This is a genomic window from Metasolibacillus meyeri, from assembly GCF_003049505.1.
In the GTDB taxonomy this organism is placed as follows: Bacteria; Bacillota; Bacilli; order Bacillales_A; family Planococcaceae; genus Metasolibacillus; species Metasolibacillus meyeri.
The window spans coordinates 19,012-39,518 of the sequence record NZ_PYWN01000043.1; the positions used below are offsets into that span (position 1 = coordinate 19,012).

Genomic DNA, 20,507 nt, shown 5'->3' on the forward strand with positions numbered 1-20,507 from the left:
CTTTATGACCAATGTTTTTAGCTTTAAATAGATTGTCTTTCCTTCAAAATGTATGCAACTAAATCATCAATATAATGCTGTACTTTTTCGGATGCTTGATTAATTTCTCTTAAGCAATCTTCTGCAACTGAGAGATTACCATTATTGTACGCTTCTACAGCTCGCTTCGCAAATATATGAACTTGCTCGTGATAGTGGTCTAGTTCGATAAATGATTGCTGTGAGCCTAAACGCTGCTGTGTTTGTTTGTCTAAATACCATTTGCCAAGACGACATTCTTTATGTGTATTGACATCGCTAGGCTGTAAATATTCTAAGCCTAAAAACATATTGTAAATGCGCCATGTCCATAAAAGATGATCAGCTTTCGATAACTGTAATAGTGAAATACTTGATAGTGCCACATTATGCTCGGTTGTCAAATCAGAGCGGAAGCGAATAATTTCTTTTCCTAGACTATAAATATCCTGTGATGTCACATCGCTAAAGTTTTGAATATCCTCTTGAATATTGGCAATATCTGCGATACGACCAGACATATCGTCGAGTGCAGCTGCTTGTTGCTGTGTAATTGCCGCGGTATTTGTCACATCGGCATCAATGCTTTCGATTGCTTCGACAATGGAAGAGAGAAGTGGCAAGGATTGTTTTGCTTCATTTGTTGCCTCTTTAATCGTTGTTGTCGTTTCTTTAATAGATTGTGAAACGGAATTGGAATATGATTTTAGCGCATGTACATTGTTTGAAACTTCCTCTAAAGCGGAGACAGTTCCTTCTGCCAATTTGCGTACTTCCTGTGCAACGACTGCAAAGCCTTTCCCATGTTCACCAGCACGCGCTGCCTCAATGGATGCGTTTAGCGCTAATAAATTCGTTTGATCAGCGATTTGATTAATTAAAATAACGACTTGTTCAATATCACCGACATACTTTTGCAAGTTGGTAAAGCCCTCGACAATCGCTGTAAAAGTTTCCTCCGTTGTGAAAATTTCCTGTAATGCATGTTCAATCGCTTGTTGTCCCTCGGCTGCGTATGTAACAGATTCGCCTGTTTTTTCGGCGATACGAGTAGAAGTGCGTGCAACTTCAGATATGGAAGATGTCAGCTCTTCAATCGCAGCTGATGAGGAGGCAATTTCCTCTGTTTGATTATTTAAGCTCACGACCAAGTCTTTCATGTGCATAATACGTGCATGGGCCTTTGTTAATGTCGTTACCTCTGTAATCACTTCTTCCATAAAGCGCTCTACAAAAACCTCTGTTAAAAGCTCCAATTCAATATTAATCGTTGCTGAAATCGTCTTAAAGAAATCTTGTGAACTAGCTTGCTTATGTAATACATGTGACAGTAAGTAAAATGACAATTGATTCCAAACAACAACCAATTTTCCGATTTCAAAGCGTTGTTCGCGCAGCATATTAAAAAATTTAATGCGCTGATTGACATAGTCATGGTTCCGCTCTGCATTAAAAAATTGTCCTACGTATGTTGAGATTTGCTGAGTAGATACAGAATGTCTAGCATCTGGCGCAATTTCCTCTAAATGACGCACTAAAAATTGCTCTAATGATGGATCCGCATCTTGAATATATTTTGAGATCTTTACTAAATTTTGTTGGTCCTGTTGGGAGAAATTATTGAAGACAAGGCTGTCATAAAAACGACCTGTAGCTTGCAAATCCGTTCCTCTAGCAAAAAAATCATGCACATTTGTTTTTCGTTTGAATGAAGTAAACAAAAAAATCACTCCTATTGGTATTTTTATCCTGTATTAATAGGCTATCGCTTCCCGATTAGATCCGTGAGGGACGAAGACAACGCCACTGATTGAAGGTTCATTTTATGTGAGAAAAGACCCTTCTGTAGAAGCCACATTACGCCTATTTTATCATAGCAAGTAGGGGAATAGTAGACAGAATAATGGAAAAGTTTTTAAAAAATAATAATATTTATTTTGATGCAGCAATCTGTTCTACAACGAGTAACCGCAGGAACAAGTTTTTCTTTTGGCGTAGCAACAACAGCTAATAAAATGAAAAGATCGGATGCAAGAGCTAAAAGCTTGAGTTGTCTATATTTTTAATATTACAACAAAAATGTAAAAAAAAGGAATACGAATCGATAAAATTCCAATTGGAGGGGATATTGATGAAGGAAAATAAATTAAAAATAGCTGTAGCAACTGTTGGTAGTATGTTGATTTTAGGTTATGCTACACTACAATTTGTTGAATTATCCAATATACATAAAGCAAATCAGCAAATTATTGAAGAATGCTTTCAAAGCTGGGCGGATGAAAGTACATTGAAGATTACCAAAGCAGGTGTAGGCGAACTTGTGTCATGTGAAAAGGAATAAACGGGTTGTTTGGAAAAGAGAGAGAATGAAAAAGTTGATTTATACCAAGGGTTCAGGTGTAAATCAACTTTTAAAATGGCTAAAAAACTAGTAAAACTCACAACAAGATAATATTTTTAAACCATTGATAAGCAATCAAGCCTGTTCGTTAAAACTTTGAGCAAATCAGTTCACCCGTTGTGGCATTGAGATAGCTGATGTTCTTGTTGGAATTTTTGACACAAAGTTGATACATTAATTGCTCTTCATCACCATGCCAAATCAATTGGGCATCGATATTGCGCAAAGCTTGTTGAAATTGCTCGTCGCCAATGACAGGCTTTTTAATATATGCTTTTATTTGATCCACCGTAATACTCGGACCCATTAAAGAATCAACCAGCCCTGTCGTTGCACTGATTGTTAAACGAAATGTTTCGCCCTCAATCATTTGGCTTTCTCCATCGTATAGATAAAATTGAAAAGAGAAGCGTTGACTCTTTTCGTTGACAATTGCTTCTTCTTTATCCTTTATTCGTAGAAACGGTAGGAATTCCTCGAAATAAGTAGCCATAAAGGAACAGGCAATCTCCTGACATTGCTCTTCATTTAGCTGTAAGTCACCAGTTCTTTGTTTGAACCATAAAAAATCTTTTATCTTTTTCGTTTGTTGATCGATTCTCACCTTCACTGTATGTTCACTGCGTTCACGAATAAAGCCTTCAAACGTAAGGCCATGTGGAGATTGCCAACTTTGATCACGCCAAACAATGACGATGGCATTTTCTATTTCCTCCTCACGAATCCGTGTCATTGAATCTGAGATACCTACGATTTCCTCCAGTGTGCAGCGCTTTATTTGTGGTTGAACAGAAGGAAACGGAAGATAGGCTTCTTTAGATACATCTTCTTCCTCATGCGGGAATCTTGCTGTGCCAGTAACAGCATCGAATAGTTCATAAAGCTGTTCACTCTCATACACGAGGAATAAACCAGATTGTTCAATCGCATAAACATCCTGTGAGAGAAATCGTAGTTGAAGCTGCCATTTTGCTTGCTGAACGCATTGTGCGAGTAACTTGTTTTTATTAAAAAGTTGCTTCGGTATATTCGGAATTACTTTCGTATAAGGGTTGCATCGAAATTCAATGACCTTGCCAGCCGCGCTTACTTCGATAAAGCAATAAGGCTTGTTTAAAGGCACATCTGCAATAAATTGGTGATAGCGAAATATTGTACTTTTTTCTCTTTCATCTGCTGTAGTTAATGTGAAATATTGCAACGCCTCTGGATACTCCTTCAGCAAAAACGCTTCCGCGATGTGGCGTCTTTCTATAGTGGATAGCTGGATATCGCTCTTTTCCTCATCATCAATCGACAAATTAAGCAGTTGTCCCTTGTGATTTAATGTGATAGCAATCCCATTATTGAAATGCTCATCCGCTGTCCATACGAAAGCAGCTTCACCTTCACGATAATCTTCAATAATTAATTTAAAATGGTTAGGAATTGTGACAAATTGTAATGCTTTCTCCTTTAACATCTGTGTATACACTTCTTTCTAAAAGAATTATTTTTAAGCCTTCGATAAATGTTGTTTACGCTCGAAAAAATTATGTCATAGTGTAATTAATATTTTCCATTATACTAGGAGGTGTAAAAAATTGAAAATTTTTTGAACAATTTTGGAAGCTGGTAACGTCTAAGTTATTGAATAGGGAGGTGTTGTTTGTGGAGCAGATTGTCGAGCAATATGGTGAATATTTATATCATGTAAGCTATTTATATGTGAAGGATAGGCAATTAGCGGAAGAAATTACGCAAGATGTTTTGTTTAAATATGCACAGCAGCCTGAGAAGTTTCGAGGGGAGGCGTCACTGAAAACTTATTTAACAAAAATAGCCATTCATCGTTGCTACGATGAGCTAAGAAAAAAGTAACGATTCGCTCATAAGATAGGCAAGTTCGCACATAAGATGCCCATTTTCACACGTTAAGCAGTGAAATTCGCACGCAAGCCTAGCAAACTTAAAAACAGGCGTACATCTGATGAGAGAAAGTAGGAGAACAATGAAAAAATGGACAACACGTAGTTCAGAATATGTTTATCAATCAAATTTTGGTCATTTGCGAAAAGATGAATGCGAGCTGCCAAACAGTTTGCTGATTCAGGATTATTATGTCAACGAATATGCGGATTGGGTGAACGCAGTTGTCCTGACACGTGATTATCAAATCGTCTTAGTGAAGCAATATCGTTATGCAGCAGAGGATTTTTTCTTGGAAGTGCCAGCGGGAAAACCTGAGCAAGATGAAACATTAGAAGAGGGTATTTTGCGTGAAATTTGTGAGGAAACGGGCTATGCGTCAAACACTTTACCAATAAAGTTGGGCGAGTTTTTTGTCAATCCTGCCACACAAACGAATAAAGTAGCTACATTTTTAATTACGGATGCGTATTACGCAAGCGACCAGCAACTAGATGATACGGAAGAAATCGAGGTCGTCTTATTCGATTTTGATGAATTCGAAAAGTTGCTGCAAGAAAACCACATCAACACGCAATTATTTACGGTGACCGCCTATTATTTAGCGAAAAGCAGGCTAGGGCGGTGAAGGTTTTTCATATTGGTTACTTGCAGGCTGCGCGGAAAATACGGAATAACACAATTACTTCTAGCGCCAGCTTACCCCATATAATTTTACGAATCGTACAACAAAAAAGTCGATATGGTATAATTAAGTTAGTTTTCCTATGAAATGGGGTGTCACCTTTGTGGAATGGCAGTATCATTGAATGGTTGCTAACGATGATTTGCTGGCTTGTCATCATTGTAGTTATGATAAAAATTTATCGAAAACAAGAGACGAAGGCGAAAATTTGGAAAGTGATTGTGGCAACGTTTGTTGGTTTAATTTCAGTGTCATTCACATGGACGATTTTTGCTGAGCCAGTCAAAATTGCAGTTTTGCCACTCGGCTTATGGATTTTATTTGCGATTTTAAAGCACCGTAGAAGCTGGCATACATATCGACAATTTGCATGGCTTGGTTTTTGGGCAAATTATTTATTTTTAACAGCATTTTTTATCGGCTTATTGCTTGGAAGCTTGTTTTATTCGAAAAAGGAGCTATCCACTTATTTAGCCGATGTGAAAGACGCGCAGCTGTTGGCAATTCACCCGTCTGCACAAGAGTCGGTGGAGCTTCATTTACCTACTAATTTTGACGGAGTGAAGGCTGTGCCGAATAAGGCATATAGCATTCATATTTGGTATAACGAGAGTGTATTTGGTGAAGGACCAAGAGTGAAAGAGAAATTCCCCTATTTACTTCTTGGTACGCAAGCAAAAGTAGGTAGTGGCATGCAGCCTACTATTTTCGTGGAACAGAATGGAAAAGGTTTGCTCGTTACAAATAAAGGAAAGCAGTTTTATTTCTCTTTGGAAGATTCAATCATTCGTGAGGTGCAGAGGCATGACTAGAAAACGCATTGTAATGGGGGTTCTTCTTTTACTCATCGTCGCTTTTGCCTCATATAGATTGTATATTTCAAAGCCACAGACATTTATACAAGAAGAGGAAATCATCCGTCAACTAAAAGAATTGGCACCTAAGATTGTAGTTCAAACGATTGAAGAAATTATCCAAGTTGATGATAAGCATTATTTTGTGCCCATTTTAACTGAAGATGGTCGACAAGTTTCCCTTTATTATCAATGGGAGAAAGGACAGTGGCAAATATCTTATATGGGTGTTGGGCAAAACACATCTATATATGGCTGGCAGCTTGACCCTGATGATCCACGCTCAATCGTTTTTGTTTGGCATTTTCCAAAGGATACGATTAATAATCTTGATTTATATTTAATTGAGAGGCGCAATGCTTTCGTAAGTGATGGGTATCAATACTATAGGCCCAAAATCCAAATGAAGGAGACGTTTCATATCGATAAGCATTATGGCGTACGAGAGGTGTCGGAAGCATTTACACAAGCGATTCACCAGCTTGACGCGAATAGATATGCACAGAGCAGTTTTATTTTTGACATGTTTATGTATCATGAACCACCGCTATTTTATGCAAAATATAGTTATAAAAACGTGCTGTCAGAGGGACAGAATTGGTATGGGCGTGGTGGAAGCCAGATTCATTATATTTTAGACGTGACCAATGAAGTATTGGAATAATAGGCGTAAAGTGTGGGGAAATTCAATTTGTATCGCACCTTTTATTGATTTTTGGCAATAGTGACCACCGAAGACAAAGTGCATATTATTAGAAAAAAGCCCTGAAAATCAGAAGTTTTCAGGGCTAGTTTGTTATTCGCTCAACGCACAGTGAAATTCGCTCAACGAATTATTTTAGTGACACGATGTACAATCCGCCACAGTGAGAAATTTGCTCATATTGGACATTGTATTGTTCAGCTAACAACGTGCGAATTGTATTTTCTACAAAATAAAATTCGTCGTGGTCCCAGCTATTTATATGTGCAAGCTTGCATGTTTCAAGGTGCTCTTCCGTTGTAAAGGAAATATCACCGATATATAAATGGCCCGATGGCGTTAGATGTTTTAACATGTTTTCGATTAAAGTTATTTTTTCCTGATCCGTAAAATGATGTAACACATATGTGCATGTAATGGCATCGAATTGCGTATCAAGCTGTGCTGATGGCATGCCTTTTGCTAAATCCCACTCAAAAATATGCGCATTTGGCATTTTTTCTTTTGCAGCATCGACCATTTTAGGTGAAAAATCGAAGGCTGTAATCGCGTTGCCTGCATCATATAATCTTTTTGCGAGCGTCCCTGTGCCAACACCAATATCTAAAATTGTTTGATTAGATGTGATGCTTTCGCAAATAGCTTCCAGCATTTTGTCATAACCTGCAAACGGATAGCGATTGCTTACTTCTGCCTCCGACACCGTTTTTTCATAATAATCTGCCCAATGGTCAAAGCCTAATTTGTCTAACATAAAAGAATCCTCCTGTTATAAGTGTGTATATTTAAATGAGCGTTGAATTTTTTTGTCATATGAAGCACTCCTTTGCTAACAATTTAGATAATTTTGAAAATTATCTCGATTATTAGTTTATCAATAAATCGTTTATAGTTCCATATTTTTCTTTTATGGTAATATAAAAGAAGGAGGAGGGAAGTGTTTTCGAAATTTCCAGTTCAAAAGTAAAAGTTCGCCCGCAAAACGCCCATTAAAAAGCGAAATTCGCCCGCAAGGCAACCATATTCGCTCAATTAAACTCAAAATAGGAGCTTGTCTAAATTTTTGAACAGCCTCAATAATCCATTCCTTGTAATTTTATTTCGTTAATGCTATAGTAATAAAAATATTTTCGAAGGGATGATGGATGGAGCATGAGCAAATAATTCTATTTTTACATGTAAAATGTATACGCATTTTCAACTAAAATAGGATTAGTATGCCCATTTCTCAAACGCGAAAATAGCTTGATGGTATTTCAGCAGGTGTTCTAGCTGGAATAAAACGAAGAGCACAGAGTTTAAAAACCTAAATCAAGGCGCAATTGATTACATATGGAATTCTAATCCTTCTGAAAACTTTTTCAGGAGGATTTTTTTGTCTATGCGTGTACACCAATCTAAAGAAAAGGTGGACATGATGATGACCAACAACATACTTGTAAAAAATGTAACATTTCAATACGATACGATGATGCAGCCAATTTTCAAAGATTTGCAGTTGAATATTCATGAAAATTGGAAGCTAGGACTTGTAGGGAGAAACGGGCGAGGGAAAACGACCTTTTTTAAGCTCTTGTTAAATGAACTTGCCTACGAGGGGACGATTCAAACGCATTTGATGTTTACTTATTTTCCTACATATCCAGACACACAACGAACAGTTTTAGCTATCTTTGAGGAGGCGGAAATTTGGGAGATTGAGCGTGAGCTGGCGTTGATGGATTTGCCAACGTCGATTTTAAATAAACCGTTTGGTGTTTTAAGCGGTGGTGAGCAAATAAAAATACTACTCATTGCACTGTTTTTAAATGAGCATGCATTCCCTTTAATCGATGAGCCAACGAATAATTTGGATTTACATGGCCGAAAAATTGTCAGCAACTATTTAAAAAGCAAGAAAGGCTTTATTGTTATTAGCCACGATGAAAGCTTCTTAAATGAATGCATCGATCATATACTCGCCATTAACAAAGCGTCGATTGACTTAATCAAAGGAGATATTGCGACATGGAAATATGAAAAGGCCAACGCGGATCGTTTGACAGAGGAGATGAACACACAGCTAAAAGGCGAGATTAAAAGGCTCGATGCAGTCGCAAAACGTGTCAGCGATTGGGGAACGCGAAAGGAACAAAGCTCGAATGATGCAGCAGCAAGGCGAACAGCAGCAAAGCATATGAAGCGCTCAAAGGCGATTAAAAAGCGCACGGAGGTACTTATTGAAGAAAAGGTGAGTTTAATTGATAATATCGAAAAGCCTGCTGAGCTGAAAATGCATGTTGCACAGCCAAAGAAGCAGCTATTATTTTTCAGAGATTTTACAATTTTAAGAGATGGTGTGCCACTATTTAAGCCGATTACTGTAGATGTTTATCCGAATGAGCGTTTTTTTATTGAAGGAGAAAATGGTGCTGGAAAATCAACGTTATTAAAATTTATTTTAGGTGTAGAGTCATTTGACACAGCTGGTGATTATCGTATTCATTTACCAGAAAATACGTCCATATTTCATCAAAATAGTGCGGATAATGTAAATTATTTAGCTATCGTTGATGAATTAACGAAAGGGGAGCGTGAGGAATATTGGCATATGCTACGTCAATTAGGCATTGAGCGCTCAAAATTTACAGATAGAACTAGTGCCACATGGAGCGCGGGACAGGCAAAAAAAGCATTTTTAGCAAAGGCATTGCTTAGGCAAAATGCGGTATTTGCATGGGATGAAGTGACGAACCATCTTGATCTATTCGTCATCGATCAACTGATTGCTGCCATTCAGAAATATGAACCAACGATGATTAGCATTGACCATAATGGGCACTATGTTGATGCGATTGCGACGAAGAAAATTCAATTAATCAAGGAAGACAAGTGAGTATACATCAATCAAAGGTCTAATTTTTTAGCTAACTAGATTTTGTTAAAATGGTCGTATGACATTGCAGCAAAATAAGCTTTGCTAAAGGGGACTATATGATGCAAATAGCGCAAATAAGAATAGCACGTCCTACGAACCAACTTGACGAAGTAGTACGTTTCTATTGTGAAGGGCTAGGTTTAAGAAAAATCGGTTCTTTTGAAGGCCATGCAGGATATGATGGTGTGATGATTGGGCTACCTGGATTTGATTATCATTTGGAGTTTACTCAACATATAAATGGTAGTCCATGTCCTGCGCCGACTAAAGATAATCTACTAGTATTTTATCTTCCTAATCTTGAAATAATAAAAGAAATGACAAATCGGTTGAATGCCATGGGATATAAGTCTGTTTTACCAGAAAATCCGTATTGGGATGAGTTAGGAATCACCTTTGAAGACCCTGATGGTTGGAGAATTGTCTTAATGAATTCCAATGGGATACATGGCTAAGCAATCTCAGGGGGCTGTGAACCCCCTGTTTGCGAATCGTTGTCTGAAAGTGGACGAGCGTGTCACTTTTCAGACAACGATTTATTTACCGCTTCCAATGCATGAATAACAGTCGTATCAAATAAAGGAATGCTCGCATCATCCTTTTTGACCAATAAGCCAATTTCGGTACAGCCTAGTATGACACCTTCTGCTCCTGCCGCCACTAAATTGTGGATGACCTCTTGGTAAAACGTGCGTGATGTGGGCTGAATAATGCCTAAGCATAGCTCCTCAAAAATAATTTGATTGATACGTGCTCGTTCTGCTTGTGAGGGTATTAATACATTGATGCCACTTGCTTCGATGCGAGCCTTGTAAAAATCATGCTCCATCGTATATTTCGTGCCTAATAAGCCAATTGTGCTTATATTTATTTTTTTGATTTGTGTTGCAGTTGCATCTGCAATATGTAAAATTGGGATGCTTATTTGTTCTTCGATTTGCTCCACTACTTTATGCATTGTATTTGTACAAATCACAATAAAGTCTGCGCCAGCTTTCTGTAGGGAGAGCGCGGCATTCGCTAAAACATCACCTGCTTTTTCCCATGCTCCTTCTGCTTGATAATGCTCAATTTCTTGAAAATCGACGCTATACAATACACATTTTGCTGAATGTAAGCCACCTAATCTCTTTTTTATTTCTTGGTTAATAATGCGGTAATATTCTGCTGAGGATTCCCAGCTCATGCCACCAATAAGCCCGATTGTTTTCATACGATTTCCCTCCACCTTGTGAATAAACATATTATAACAAATTGCAACTTCAAAAAGATAGGATGCGTCTTAACAAGCGAGGAGTGATAGGATGAAAGAAATAATCAAAATATTGAATCAAATAAGGGGCATTACACAAACTGGATTAGCCTATACAAAAGACCCGTATGATGAAGAACGATACATAGAATTAGAAGCAATGGCGAAAAAATTAATCGCGCAGTTAACCACGCTTAATTACGAAGAAATTAATGTGATTTTTTCCGCTGAGGAGGGCTATGCGACGCCGAAAACAGATATCCGCTGTGTCGTATTTAATGACCAGCAACAACTATTGTTAGTAAAAGAAAAGAGCGATAATTGTTGGGCGTTACCTGGAGGATGGGCAGATATCGGCTTATCTCCAAGTGAAGTCGCTGTAAAAGAGGTAAAGGAAGAGGCCGGTTTGACCGTACAGCCAATGAGAGTGCTAGCGATTATGGATAAGTATAAACATAATTTTGCACCAGAGTTCTCCTATATTTATAAAATATTTATTCAATGTGCAATTGTAAGTGGAGAAACAAGCACAGGCTTGGAAACAGAGGATGTGGCCTTTTTTAATTTACAGCAAATAGAGGATTTACGCTTATCAAATAGAAGAAATACCCTAGAGCAAATAAAGTTGATGTTTGAATACGGCTTCAATCCACATAAAGAAGTGTATTTTGACTAAATAGGGGGGAATTCAAATGAAAGCGATTATATTCGATTTTGATGGAACGTTAGCAAACACATTGCCAATATGTTTTTATGCGTTTCAAAGTGTTTTTAAGCAATTTGATGATAAAGATTTAACATCTGAGGATATTGTGAAAATGTTCGGTCCTTCTGAAACAGGGATTATTCGAGAAAATTTGCAAAATCCAAATAAAGCAGAGGCCATTGAGCTTTATTATGAAAAATATGCGGAAAGTCATACGCAATTTGTCAAGCCAAATGATGAAATTACAGAGCTACTATATGATTTGAAAGATTCGGGTATGAAGCTTGCTATTTTCACAGGGAAGGCAAGAAGGAGCTTGGATATTTCCTTGCAGGCACTACAGATGGATGGCTTATTTGATGTCATCATTACAGGGGATGATGTAGTGGAGCCAAAGCCCGCGCCAGAAGGCTTATTTAAGGCATTAGCTTTATTAGAAGTTGACTATACAGAAGCGATTTTTGTAGGTGATAGCGAGGCGGATATTGTTGCTGGTTTACAGGCAAACGTACAGACGGTTGGGGTACATTGGCTACCTGATTATCAAACGGCTGCATTTATGCAAGCCCCTCACCATATTGTGGAGCATGTCGCACAGTTTAAGGATTTAATAGGGGAGATGAAATGAAAAAACTATTAATTTTAGGCGCAAGCGGGTTAGTAGGGAAAGCTTTAGTGGAGGAATGTCGTCACCATTTTGATGTCTATGGTACGTATTTTTCGTCAGCGGTAAATTTGCCTAAAGAAAAGCAATTTTATTTGAACTTTCAGCAAGGTGCGGTGTCAAAAATTATAGAAGCGGTTCAGCTTGACATCGTTATATCCAGTTTACAAGGGGATTATGCGAAACAGCTTGCGTTACATAAAGAGTTAGCCAATTCATTGCAAACGACACTGTATTTTATATCCACAACAAATGTCTTTGATGGTGATTTGACGAGGCATCATACTGAAAGTGATACACCGATTTCGAAATCGGATTATGGCAAATTCAAAATTGCATGTGAAAACATGCTGATGGAAAGCTTACAGGAGCGTTGCTGTATCGTGCGTATACCAGGTATATGGGGCAAGGATTGTCTGCGTTTGCGCAAGCTGAAGGAAGACATTGCGATGAACAAGCCAATCAAGCCTTATAGCAATTTACAATGGAATTTTCTACTAGACGTACAGCTCGCTAAACAATTGCGCTTTATTTTGGAGAAGGGGCTATCAGGCATCATTCATTTAGGCGCAACGGATATGCTGACGGAAAGTGCCTTTTATGAACAATTGTTACCTGAACAAGTGGCAATGGAGCCTGTGCCATATGAAGATGCGAAAAGCACCTATTATTTTGGCTTAAAAACCGAGCAACCAAATCGTCTACCAAGTGATTTGTATATAACAAATGAACAGATTATTGCTTATTTAACGAATTAAAAAATGGTTCTAGTCAGTTAAGTGATGGCTAGAACCATTTTCTTGCTACGCTTTTGGCAATTGTTTTTGACTTATTTTCTTTTTGTAATGACGTTGCGCTTTTGCCCTGTTACCACAATCCTCCATTGAACACCAACGGCGACTTTTATTTCTACTTACATCGCAAAACAATACTCCACAAGGCTCTCCTTCACATAGCTTCACTCTGTTGATATCTTCTGAAAGTAAAAGGTTGACTGCTGACTGTACAATTGGCCACAGCATACAATTCATTTCCTGTTGCCCCTTGTAAAATGTGAAAGCATATCCACGATTCTTTGGAGTAATTTCGACTAAGCTGTACGCTTGATTTACATATTTGTTTAAAATAGCTAAATCTAAAGAATTGCCCTGCTGACCAGTAGCTACTGCTTTGAATAAACGGAAAATAGCTTCTCGCAATTCTATCGCATTTGCAAGCGCTTTTTCAGCTTGATGTGGAGAAATTTCTGCCTGCTCAAGCAAATGCTTTTCTTGAGAAAGCGTGATAATTTCCATCTGCTTACTCCAATAGACAAGTGTTTCATAATTTATTAGCCTTTCAATTGGCTGCTCTCTATTATGCCAGCTAGCGGTGTTCGCAAAATTTAAACATAATCGTTCACCAATAAAAGTGACTGCATCGGTATTTATTTTAGACATCTGCAATGCCCCCTTATCATAACTATTATAAGAGAGTTTGACAGTTAGAATCAAAAATTTTATAATATAACCATCTAAAGTATTATAGAAGGTTATAAAAGTGTGGCTGGAGGAAGTAAATATGGACGAAACATTAAGAAATTCAGTTAAAGTAATGATAAAGGAAACATTTGAAGGTCCACCAATGCCTGTGAAAGGAAGCTGGTTCACCAACCCTGAGCCAAATTCAGGTATCTTTGGCGTGTTGGAGGAAAGTAATTGCGATGAAGCTTCACTGGCCATCCATGGCACAACATTAGCTGCGCATATGGATCATATCCGTTATCATATGTGGGGAACGAATGGCATATTAAATACTGGAAAGCAGCCGAAAATGGAATGGGAGAAAAGCTGGGAGATTCATGCGGTAGATGAGAGGCAATGGGCTCAAATTCAAAAAGATTTACACAATGAGTATCAAGTACTTTTACAATCGCTTGATGCTATTGAGGAAAATGAAGTCCTTATCAATGTTGTGATACCTTCTTTAGCTCATTCAGCCTATCACCTTGGAGCCATCCGACAAATGTTAAAGATCATAAAAGAAAAATAAATGAACAAAAGGTTAAGTAATCTTTTCATTAGACATCCTTAAACAATACGATTAAAATAACAGTTATGTAAGTGTATGAAAGGGTGTCTAAGCTGTATAAAATTATTTATATGAAGGCCGATTATGAGCCATGGTGGCAATTTGAAGGCTGGGAAGAAACGATTCAGGAGACATACTTTTACGAAACAGAAGAGGCATTAGAACAAGCTTTTCAAGAAATGCTCATGCAATACCGAGCACAGTATGAAAATGTGGCCGTAAAGCATGAAATATATGTTGCTTTTTGGACGGAAAATGAGTGCGAATATTGTGACGCATGTGATGAAGACGCACAAATTTATCATGGTTTAATTAAGGTTAAATCGAAAAAATAAGCAATTGCTGCAATTGACAGAAATAAAGGAAAATTTTAAAAAAATTCAAGAAAATAAATTGACATAGTGTAAAATGATGGTATAATTAAATTAACAATAAAGATTGCTTGACCGGATACAATGGATTCACATATTACAAAGAGTGATCGGTGTAACTGACGGTACTCTTTGTAATATGTGAATTTTTTATTTCGGTAAACAATTCCATATTGTTCACTTTATTTTTTGGAGGTTTTCTCAAATGAAACAAGGTACAGTAAAATGGTTTAACTCAGAAAAAGGCTTCGGATTCATCGAAGTAGAAGGCGAAAACGACGTATTCGTACACTTCTCTGCAATCCAAGGCGAAGGTTTCAAAACTCTTGACGAAGGTCAAAAAGTGGAATTCGAAGTTGTAGATGGCAACCGCGGACCACAAGCTGCTAACGTAACTAAACTTTAATTCTTAGAATTAAATGTAAATCGTTAATCCAAAGCACTTCCTGTAATGGGAAGTGCTTTTTTCATATCCTATAAAGGAAGTGGTAAACAATGCTTGCAACAATTTCACGACACCAGCAGCAAATCATTGCCCAATTTACACGCTCGTTCCCATACAGCATACAACAAGTATGGTCGGTATTAACAGAAAATCATCATTTACAACAATGGATGGGTAATTTAGAAATTGTGGATGCCCGTAAAAATGGTAAAATGCATTTTCACATGCTAGACGGCACAGATGCTTTCATCGACATGAGAATTACGGATTATGAAGAGCCAAAATTATTTGCCTTTGAATGGGACAAGGACCATGTGCGATTTGATTTACAATTGTCAGAGGCAAGCACTGTGTTAACGTTAACCGAAACAATCCAAGAGCTAACCGCACATACCCCAAAGGATTTAGCAGGCTGGCATATATGCTTACAGCTATTTGAAGGCGTTTTGCAAGGCGCGAGTGAGCAAGAATTTCCAATGAAGGATTGGGAGAAGTATTACGGAGAGTACACGGAGTTGCTAAAAGAAATGTAAGGGAATAAATGTAGGTAGAGCATACAGTTTATATGCGCTATCTATTTTTTATGCAGAATTCGTGTCATAAATTTGTAATATTTGTAACATTAAATGAACGTTGGAATAATACTGTATATCGTCAGGATGATGACAATCACTTCTAGACTCTTTTTCAAGGTTGAATAGAGTGAATCAATTAAGTATTTTTTCGATGAATAAAACGATGCTAACAGCCCAAAATAGGCTAATTATGATACTTTATCACAATCGTTTTTTGCGTATTTAAATTCATTTTAACTTCTTTCAGCAGAAGTCTCCCACCCTCTATAGGTGGCGAGATGAATGCCAGCATTAGACCTGCTTCAGCGGGTGTTCAAACACCGACTGAAAGAAGTTAAAGCCTCCGGCGGATGTCACAGATTTTGAAGGGGAGTTTTTGAGCGCGCTCAAAAAATCTGGACGCAATTACGCCGAGGCGTAATTGATTCATGCTGTAACATGACATAAAGTAGGTTCATCTATACTTAAATTACGGAAAGGGGTGGACTGTCAATGACAAAATTAATGACAACAACGGAAGATTTGATGATTATGCTAGATGACATGCTACGTGAGCCGACAGCGTTTTGGAATGAGTTTTATAAGGAGCGAGGAAAGAAAGTACCGTTTTTCGTAAATGCACCAGATGAAAATTTAGTGCAATATTTTGAACGAGGTTTGTTACAAAAAGGGACGGTTTTAGAGCTAGGCTGCGGTGCTGGTAGAAATGCTCTTTACTTAGCAAAGCAAGGGTTTCATGTACATGCGGTGGATTTATCTAGTGTTGCTTTACAATGGGCAAAGGAACGAGCTATGGAGGCACAAGTTCATATTCAATTTGAGCAAGCCAATCTATTTGAGCTACCACTAAAGGAAAATCACTACGATTTTATTTATGATGCAGGTTGCTTACATCATATTGCCCCACATCGCCGTTTACAATATGTTGAAATAGTACAGAAGGCATTGAAAAAAGGAGGCTATTTTGCGGTTAATTGCTTTGCTGAAAATGGTGCATATGGTGGTTCCACAATATCGGACTGGGAAGTTTATCGTCAAAGAAGCTTGCAAGGTGGGCTAGGCTATACGAAAGAAAAGCTACAAGCGATTTTTAATGCTTTTCAAGAAATTGAAATTCGCGCAATGCGTCCAATTGAACAACCAAGCACAATGTTTGGCTTAGATGGATTTATTGTAGCTATTTTTAAAAAGTAAAAGATACGATTGATCCTGCTTTTGTCTATCGAAACGTTTTTCTGTTGTGAAAGTATAGCAGCAACAGCAGATACAAGACCTCGATTTTAGTATGATGCAATGGAAAATAATCATTAGAACTCCACATGAAACCCCAAGCGGATAATTATTCGTTTGGGGTTTGTTCACTAACGGTTCTTAAAATACCTATAATAATTCAAGATTATATCTTCCTTGATTAATATTGAAGCTGTGGATATCTCACGTTGTTTTCATTGAAGGAATTTTTTCCTTAAAATTGTTTACGCACTTGCTGTGTGCTACAAAGAAACAGACCAATAACACTAATGCTAGCTAATAGAAAAAATATAGAGTGAGCCGAAAATCGTTCAGCGAGTACGCCGAAAATAGGCGTTAAGCACACAATACATCCTTGATTAAAAAACATGCGTATACTTGCGGCTCTACCGTGATATTGTTGTGCTGTAGCTATTTGTTGAATCGCTTGGAAAGTGGTGCGTATCCACGTTGTACAAAAACCAATGCCGGCACAACCAATCACGGTAAAAGCAATCGTTGTATCTAATGCTAATAAAAGAAGGCTAAGCATTAATCCTACCATCATAATTATGGGAGAAAATTGCTTAAAATTTTTTATATATTTTGTACCAAGTAGCCCTGCTAACACACCACTAATGGACAAGGTGATTTCAAGTAGTCCGTAAAGCGTTGCATTAGATTTCAAAACCTCATACGTATAAGCAGCCAAAAATCCAACAGTGGTATGATAAATTAATTGTCCAATCATCATGATGATTAGTAATTGGAGGAAAAAGCAGCTTGATAAGCAGTATGTAAAGCCTGCGCGCATTTCTTTGAAAATGGAATATCTAGAACGGTATATAACAAGCTTATCTTTGGGCAAGCGCCACAGCAAAGAAAGTGCAATGAAGATGGCATTTATAATCGTAAAAGCTAGTATGCTTACGACCGCTTGCGTAATGAAAAAGCTACTAATCGCTGTGCCTAAAATACCACCAATAATTGTGTAGGAGGCGGATTTTTGAAAGGTGACAATAAGCTGTTCCTTGTTAAAAAGTGCTGATATATAGGCTTGCATCGCTGGACGAATGAGTGATCCACATAATTGAAGTACCATATTGGATACAATTAATAAAATAGGCGATAAATCATCAAAACAAATCATAACAGCAGCTATTGTTATGAATATAGTAGCAAATGCAGCGAGTAACAAATATTTTTTATGATAACGGTCAACAAAAACGCCGAAAAAGGGCATACATAATAAGCTTGGCAAAAAGCCCAATCCCACAAATAACCCTGTGTATACGATATTTTCTGTTTGTTCATACAGCCCCCATGTAATAAAAATAAAATAAGCGGATAGAGCGAAATCGAGTAACCCCTGTATCCAAATGACCTTTGTTAAATACCTCAACAGCAACACGTCCTTTCAACTGTTATAATAAAACAGACAGATTAAAAGAAAAATGGACAATTTGCCAAATAAATGTCCACTTTTAAGGAGGATGCGATTGGAACAGGCATTACAATTACTATGGTCACTGCGTCATGAACAGCTATCTATTTATGAGCTAAGTACCAAAATGCAACTCAGTACAAAGCAAGTAACACGTAAACTGAAAAAATGGCAAGAGGCGGGCTGGATTTGCTACTGTGCGGGAAAAGGAAGAGGGCATTTATCAACGATTCAATGGCAAAAAGATGTGGAGCAACAGTTGCTTCTTAGGCTGAAACAGGAATTCCAGCAAAAAAATTTCACGAGGTTAGCAAACATTTATATGGCTTACTTCTCAGAAGGATTTCAGCAAACAGTAGCGACACTGTTAACAGAGCATCTGATATTCAACGAGCATCAAATGAAAACAATGTTGACAATACCTGTTTATAGTAAAAGCTTAAATCTTCATCCACATCATTATAGGGATACGGAAAGTGGCTGGGTACTTTCCCATGTTTATAGTCGCCTTGTAACGCAGCATGATGAGGATATACTTCACCATTGGGAGCAGATTGGGGAGCGCTTTATTTTCTATATCCGTCCATTTATTTATTGGCATAACGGAGAGAAAGTGACAGTAGAGGAAATCATCCAATCGATTACAAAGACGTTTCAGTTAGAGAAATATAGCTATTTTTACCGCAAAGTAAAGAGCATTAAAAAGCGAACAAACACGACTTTTGAAATGATTTACTCAGGAGGAGAGGACGAGTTACTGACACTTTTTACTCAATTGAATTTTAGCCTACAGCATCCATTAGATGAACGTATCGGAACAGGTGCGTATAAAATTATTCAAAATGCACAAGGAGAAGTGCGATTAACAGCCTATGTTCAATACCACCTTGCACAAGCACTAATCGAGCATATTCAATTTATTACGATTCCTTCAACACTACAAAGACAGCTGCAATGGTCGATGCAGCAAAATGAAGAGCAATATCAACGCTATGTGGAGTTAGGTGGCATTATCTCTGCCTATTTAAACCCTTTCTCTAAAAAGTGGCAGAAGCGAGAAGCTCGCCTTTTTCTGCTTGGCATATTAAAGCAGTTTGCACAACAAATTGAGCAAGTGGACTCGTTAAAATATTCATGTATTGATGAACAGTTACCTAGCACACAACATGTAACTATGGAGAACGTGCAGATTAGCTATATTGTCAATCAATCGAAATTTGTGGACGCTTTACAGAAATTTTGTGAGGAGCGAAATGTAGCAATCGAAGTAAATAAACAAACCGTTGAGGATATTTCTACTCGTCATTTATTTGAAAAAGCAGATGTATTAATAATGGGGGAATATCCCGTACCGCCCTTTATTTTAGAAAATGACAAAGAGCATCCGTTATCCACCGGTTTGGACCACACATGGTCTACGCCTTTATATACGTCTTTTCGTGAAATATACTATCCTAGTAATTTTAGAAGAAGTGCAGAAACGATTTACGGTTATCCAAATTTGACAAAATGCTGGATGAGTGAAAGTGAGGAAAAAGGATGAGGGAGGCAAACTCACTGAAATTTTTCACCCCCTTTTGTAAAAAAGCCTTTAATCAGCAAAATGCATCCATTGACGAATAGAGTAGAGCTATAAATAATCGCCGCCACACCAGAGGCGAATGCATCATGAAATAGATGCCCAATGATGAAAAAGGATACAATAAATAAAACAGGCGCACCTAAAAGCATCATGAGTAAACCTGAACTTATCCATTTCTCTGCCGAGCTTTTTGCTGATTTAATAATCAATAAATTCAGTAAAATTAATAAAATAAAAGGAAACCATGTTAGCAACTTATCCATCTTTTTCACCTCGACTTTTTAAAACTACAATGATATATGGTAAAATTGGTTAATTGGAGGTATCGTTAAAATATGAACCTTTACTTCTTACTATCAATTGGCATACTTATTATTGCTGTGTTTCTTTATAAAATTAGCCAGAAAAAATCGAAGAGATTCTTCAAATATATACCAGCTGTTCTATTCGCTATTAGCATTGCTTTCGTTTATTTAAAAATGCTGTTCATCTCTAAAAGATATGAAGTGATTACAGATACAATCGTGTTGATGCTTTTAGCCGTAGGTTTAGGCAGTGCTTTGTTGACTGTGATTATAATTGAAATGATAAAGTGAAACTTCAATCAGTGGGGGTTTTCCTCATCCCGCACTGATTGTTAGTTGAACCAATCGGGCTTTTACGGACAGTTATCGCCCACCTA

The 20,507-nt window shown here is 37.5% G+C and carries 24 protein-coding genes; 17 read left to right on the forward strand and 7 right to left on the reverse strand.

All coding sequences use genetic code 11. The annotated features are described in order from the left end of the window. Positions 1-23: 23 nt before the first annotated feature. Positions 24-1,739 (reverse strand): methyl-accepting chemotaxis protein, encoded by a 1,716-nt coding sequence (locus C9J34_RS07930; protein ID WP_107839324.1) that lies wholly within the window; start codon positions 1,737-1,739, stop codon positions 24-26. 410 nt (positions 1,740-2,149) lie between these two features. On the opposite strand from C9J34_RS07930, the gene C9J34_RS07935 reads away from it, so the two are divergent. Beyond that, complete coding sequence (locus tag C9J34_RS07935; protein WP_107839325.1) at positions 2,150-2,359, forward strand: hypothetical protein; 210 nt, start codon at positions 2,150-2,152, stop codon at positions 2,357-2,359. Between the two features lie 148 nt (positions 2,360-2,507). On the opposite strand, the gene C9J34_RS07940 is transcribed toward C9J34_RS07935, so the two are convergent. Further along, entirely contained in the window at positions 2,508-3,881 is a 1,374-nt protein-coding gene (locus C9J34_RS07940) for a YcdB/YcdC domain-containing protein (protein ID WP_107839326.1), read from the reverse strand. 188 nt (positions 3,882-4,069) lie between these two features. On the opposite strand from C9J34_RS07940, the gene C9J34_RS07945 reads away from it, so the two are divergent. The 4 genes from C9J34_RS07945 to C9J34_RS07960 all read left to right on the forward strand — a co-directional run bounded on the left by C9J34_RS07945 (position 4,070) and on the right by C9J34_RS07960 (position 6,530). Further along, a complete protein-coding gene (locus C9J34_RS07945) occupies positions 4,070-4,279 on the forward strand; it encodes an RNA polymerase sigma factor (RefSeq protein ID WP_107839327.1) in 210 nt (69 codons plus the stop codon). A gap of 130 nt (positions 4,280-4,409) precedes the next feature. Continuing rightward, positions 4,410-4,955: an NUDIX hydrolase gene (locus C9J34_RS07950; RefSeq protein WP_107839328.1), complete on the forward strand. Its 546-nt coding sequence runs from the start codon at positions 4,410-4,412 to the stop codon at positions 4,953-4,955. A 158-nt stretch (positions 4,956-5,113) separates the two neighbouring features. Continuing rightward, complete coding sequence (locus C9J34_RS07955) at positions 5,114-5,824, forward strand: hypothetical protein (protein WP_107839329.1); 711 nt, start codon at positions 5,114-5,116, stop codon at positions 5,822-5,824. Further along, complete coding sequence (locus tag C9J34_RS07960) at positions 5,817-6,530, forward strand: hypothetical protein (protein WP_107839330.1); 714 nt, start codon at positions 5,817-5,819, stop codon at positions 6,528-6,530. The genes C9J34_RS07955 and C9J34_RS07960 overlap by 8 nt, the downstream gene beginning before the upstream one ends. 169 nt (positions 6,531-6,699) lie before the next feature. On the opposite strand, the gene C9J34_RS07965 is transcribed toward C9J34_RS07960, so the two are convergent. Then, positions 6,700-7,323 (reverse strand): class I SAM-dependent DNA methyltransferase, encoded by a 624-nt coding sequence (locus C9J34_RS07965; RefSeq protein WP_107839331.1) that lies wholly within the window; start codon positions 7,321-7,323, stop codon positions 6,700-6,702. Positions 7,324-7,950: 627 nt separating this feature from the next. Between C9J34_RS07965 and C9J34_RS07970 the strand changes: the two genes are divergently transcribed. Continuing rightward, positions 7,951-9,444 (forward strand): ATP-binding cassette domain-containing protein, encoded by a 1,494-nt coding sequence (locus C9J34_RS07970; RefSeq protein ID WP_238600600.1) that lies wholly within the window; start codon positions 7,951-7,953, stop codon positions 9,442-9,444. Between the two features lie 101 nt (positions 9,445-9,545). After that, on the forward strand, positions 9,546-9,941 hold the full coding sequence (locus C9J34_RS07975) for a VOC family protein (protein ID WP_238600598.1): 396 nt from the start codon (positions 9,546-9,548) through the stop codon (positions 9,939-9,941). Between the two features lie 62 nt (positions 9,942-10,003). Here C9J34_RS07975 and C9J34_RS07980 read toward each other — a convergent pair whose 3' ends face one another. Continuing rightward, positions 10,004-10,699 carry an aspartate/glutamate racemase family protein gene (locus C9J34_RS07980; protein ID WP_107839333.1) on the reverse strand — a complete coding sequence of 232 codons (696 nt, stop codon included), beginning with the start codon at positions 10,697-10,699 and terminating at the stop codon, positions 10,004-10,006. Between the two features lie 91 nt (positions 10,700-10,790). Between C9J34_RS07980 and C9J34_RS07985 the strand changes: the two genes are divergently transcribed. From C9J34_RS07985 to C9J34_RS07995, 3 genes are read left to right on the forward strand one after another with little or no spacing between them, the layout of a single operon-like run. Next, positions 10,791-11,414, forward strand: a complete 624-nt coding sequence (locus tag C9J34_RS07985) for an NUDIX hydrolase (RefSeq protein ID WP_107839334.1) — start codon at positions 10,791-10,793, stop codon at positions 11,412-11,414. A 16-nt stretch (positions 11,415-11,430) separates the two neighbouring features. Further along, on the forward strand, positions 11,431-12,072 hold the full coding sequence (locus tag C9J34_RS07990; RefSeq protein WP_107839335.1) for an HAD family hydrolase: 642 nt from the start codon (positions 11,431-11,433) through the stop codon (positions 12,070-12,072). Beyond that, positions 12,069-12,866 (forward strand): sugar nucleotide-binding protein, encoded by a 798-nt coding sequence (locus tag C9J34_RS07995; RefSeq protein WP_107839336.1) that lies wholly within the window; start codon positions 12,069-12,071, stop codon positions 12,864-12,866. The genes C9J34_RS07990 and C9J34_RS07995 overlap by 4 nt, the downstream gene beginning before the upstream one ends. Before the next feature lie 45 nt (positions 12,867-12,911). On the opposite strand, the gene C9J34_RS08000 is transcribed toward C9J34_RS07995, so the two are convergent. Then, the gene (locus tag C9J34_RS08000) at positions 12,912-13,547 is read right to left on the reverse strand and encodes a CGNR zinc finger domain-containing protein (RefSeq protein WP_193768933.1); all 636 of its coding nucleotides are present in this window, start codon (positions 13,545-13,547) and stop codon (positions 12,912-12,914) included. A gap of 121 nt (positions 13,548-13,668) precedes the next feature. Here C9J34_RS08000 and C9J34_RS08005 point away from each other — a divergent pair, with 121 nt between their 5' ends. From C9J34_RS08005 to C9J34_RS08025, 5 genes are all read left to right on the forward strand, one after another. Next, positions 13,669-14,139, forward strand: a complete 471-nt coding sequence (locus C9J34_RS08005) for a hypothetical protein (RefSeq protein WP_193768934.1) — start codon at positions 13,669-13,671, stop codon at positions 14,137-14,139. Between the two features lie 83 nt (positions 14,140-14,222). Next, entirely contained in the window at positions 14,223-14,513 is a 291-nt protein-coding gene (locus C9J34_RS08010) for a DUF1033 family protein (protein ID WP_238600599.1), read from the forward strand. A gap of 241 nt (positions 14,514-14,754) precedes the next feature. Beyond that, positions 14,755-14,955, forward strand: a complete 201-nt coding sequence (locus tag C9J34_RS08015) for a cold-shock protein (protein ID WP_004230088.1) — start codon at positions 14,755-14,757, stop codon at positions 14,953-14,955. An 89-nt stretch (positions 14,956-15,044) separates the two neighbouring features. Next, the gene (locus C9J34_RS08020; RefSeq protein ID WP_107839339.1) at positions 15,045-15,527 is read left to right on the forward strand and encodes an SRPBCC family protein; all 483 of its coding nucleotides are present in this window, start codon (positions 15,045-15,047) and stop codon (positions 15,525-15,527) included. A 534-nt stretch (positions 15,528-16,061) separates the two neighbouring features. Next, a complete protein-coding gene (locus C9J34_RS08025) occupies positions 16,062-16,763 on the forward strand; it encodes a class I SAM-dependent methyltransferase (protein WP_107839340.1) in 702 nt (233 codons plus the stop codon). A gap of 271 nt (positions 16,764-17,034) precedes the next feature. Here the strand turns inward: C9J34_RS08025 and C9J34_RS08030 are convergent, their stop codons facing one another. After that, positions 17,035-18,201, reverse strand: a complete 1,167-nt coding sequence (locus tag C9J34_RS08030; RefSeq protein WP_193768935.1) for an MFS transporter — start codon at positions 18,199-18,201, stop codon at positions 17,035-17,037. A gap of 97 nt (positions 18,202-18,298) precedes the next feature. Between C9J34_RS08030 and C9J34_RS08035 the strand changes: the two genes are divergently transcribed. Next, positions 18,299-19,786 (forward strand): ABC transporter substrate-binding protein, encoded by a 1,488-nt coding sequence (locus C9J34_RS08035; RefSeq protein WP_193768936.1) that lies wholly within the window; start codon positions 18,299-18,301, stop codon positions 19,784-19,786. Positions 19,787-19,797: 11 nt separating this feature from the next. Here the strand turns inward: C9J34_RS08035 and C9J34_RS08040 are convergent, their stop codons facing one another. Next, positions 19,798-20,088, reverse strand: coding sequence for a hypothetical protein (locus C9J34_RS08040; protein WP_107839343.1), 291 nt, complete (start codon positions 20,086-20,088; stop codon positions 19,798-19,800). 72 nt (positions 20,089-20,160) lie between these two features. On the opposite strand from C9J34_RS08040, the gene C9J34_RS08045 reads away from it, so the two are divergent. After that, positions 20,161-20,421 (forward strand): hypothetical protein, encoded by a 261-nt coding sequence (locus C9J34_RS08045; RefSeq protein ID WP_107839344.1) that lies wholly within the window; start codon positions 20,161-20,163, stop codon positions 20,419-20,421. Positions 20,422-20,507 lie beyond the last annotated feature (86 nt).

What these genes read in the sequence shown, in the direction of transcription:
- C9J34_RS07960 (WP_107839330.1), top strand. Translation starts at nt 5,817, where the DNA reads ATGACTAGAAAACGCATTGTAATGGGGGTTCTTCTTTTACTCATCGTC.
- C9J34_RS07950 (WP_107839328.1), top strand. Translation starts at nt 4,410, where the DNA reads ATGAAAAAATGGACAACACGTAGTTCAGAATATGTTTATCAATCAAAT.
- C9J34_RS07980 (WP_107839333.1), bottom strand. Translation starts at nt 10,699, where the DNA reads ATGAAAACAATCGGGCTTATTGGTGGCATGAGCTGGGAATCCTCAGCA.
- C9J34_RS07965 (WP_107839331.1), bottom strand. Translation starts at nt 7,323, where the DNA reads ATGTTAGACAAATTAGGCTTTGACCATTGGGCAGATTATTATGAAAAA.
- C9J34_RS08040 (WP_107839343.1), bottom strand. Translation starts at nt 20,088, where the DNA reads ATGGATAAGTTGCTAACATGGTTTCCTTTTATTTTATTAATTTTACTG.
- C9J34_RS07970 (WP_238600600.1), top strand. Translation starts at nt 7,951, where the DNA reads ATGCGTGTACACCAATCTAAAGAAAAGGTGGACATGATGATGACCAAC.
- C9J34_RS07940 (WP_107839326.1), bottom strand. Translation starts at nt 3,881, where the DNA reads ATGTTAAAGGAGAAAGCATTACAATTTGTCACAATTCCTAACCATTTT.
- C9J34_RS08005 (WP_193768934.1), top strand. Translation starts at nt 13,669, where the DNA reads ATGGACGAAACATTAAGAAATTCAGTTAAAGTAATGATAAAGGAAACA.
- C9J34_RS07935 (WP_107839325.1), top strand. Translation starts at nt 2,150, where the DNA reads ATGAAGGAAAATAAATTAAAAATAGCTGTAGCAACTGTTGGTAGTATG.
- C9J34_RS07985 (WP_107839334.1), top strand. Translation starts at nt 10,791, where the DNA reads ATGAAAGAAATAATCAAAATATTGAATCAAATAAGGGGCATTACACAA.
- C9J34_RS07975 (WP_238600598.1), top strand. Translation starts at nt 9,546, where the DNA reads ATGCAAATAGCGCAAATAAGAATAGCACGTCCTACGAACCAACTTGAC.
- C9J34_RS08045 (WP_107839344.1), top strand. Translation starts at nt 20,161, where the DNA reads ATGAACCTTTACTTCTTACTATCAATTGGCATACTTATTATTGCTGTG.
- C9J34_RS07995 (WP_107839336.1), top strand. Translation starts at nt 12,069, where the DNA reads ATGAAAAAACTATTAATTTTAGGCGCAAGCGGGTTAGTAGGGAAAGCT.
- C9J34_RS08015 (WP_004230088.1), top strand. Translation starts at nt 14,755, where the DNA reads ATGAAACAAGGTACAGTAAAATGGTTTAACTCAGAAAAAGGCTTCGGA.
- C9J34_RS07990 (WP_107839335.1), top strand. Translation starts at nt 11,431, where the DNA reads ATGAAAGCGATTATATTCGATTTTGATGGAACGTTAGCAAACACATTG.
- C9J34_RS08025 (WP_107839340.1), top strand. Translation starts at nt 16,062, where the DNA reads ATGACAAAATTAATGACAACAACGGAAGATTTGATGATTATGCTAGAT.
- C9J34_RS08020 (WP_107839339.1), top strand. Translation starts at nt 15,045, where the DNA reads ATGCTTGCAACAATTTCACGACACCAGCAGCAAATCATTGCCCAATTT.
- C9J34_RS08000 (WP_193768933.1), bottom strand. Translation starts at nt 13,547, where the DNA reads ATGTCTAAAATAAATACCGATGCAGTCACTTTTATTGGTGAACGATTA.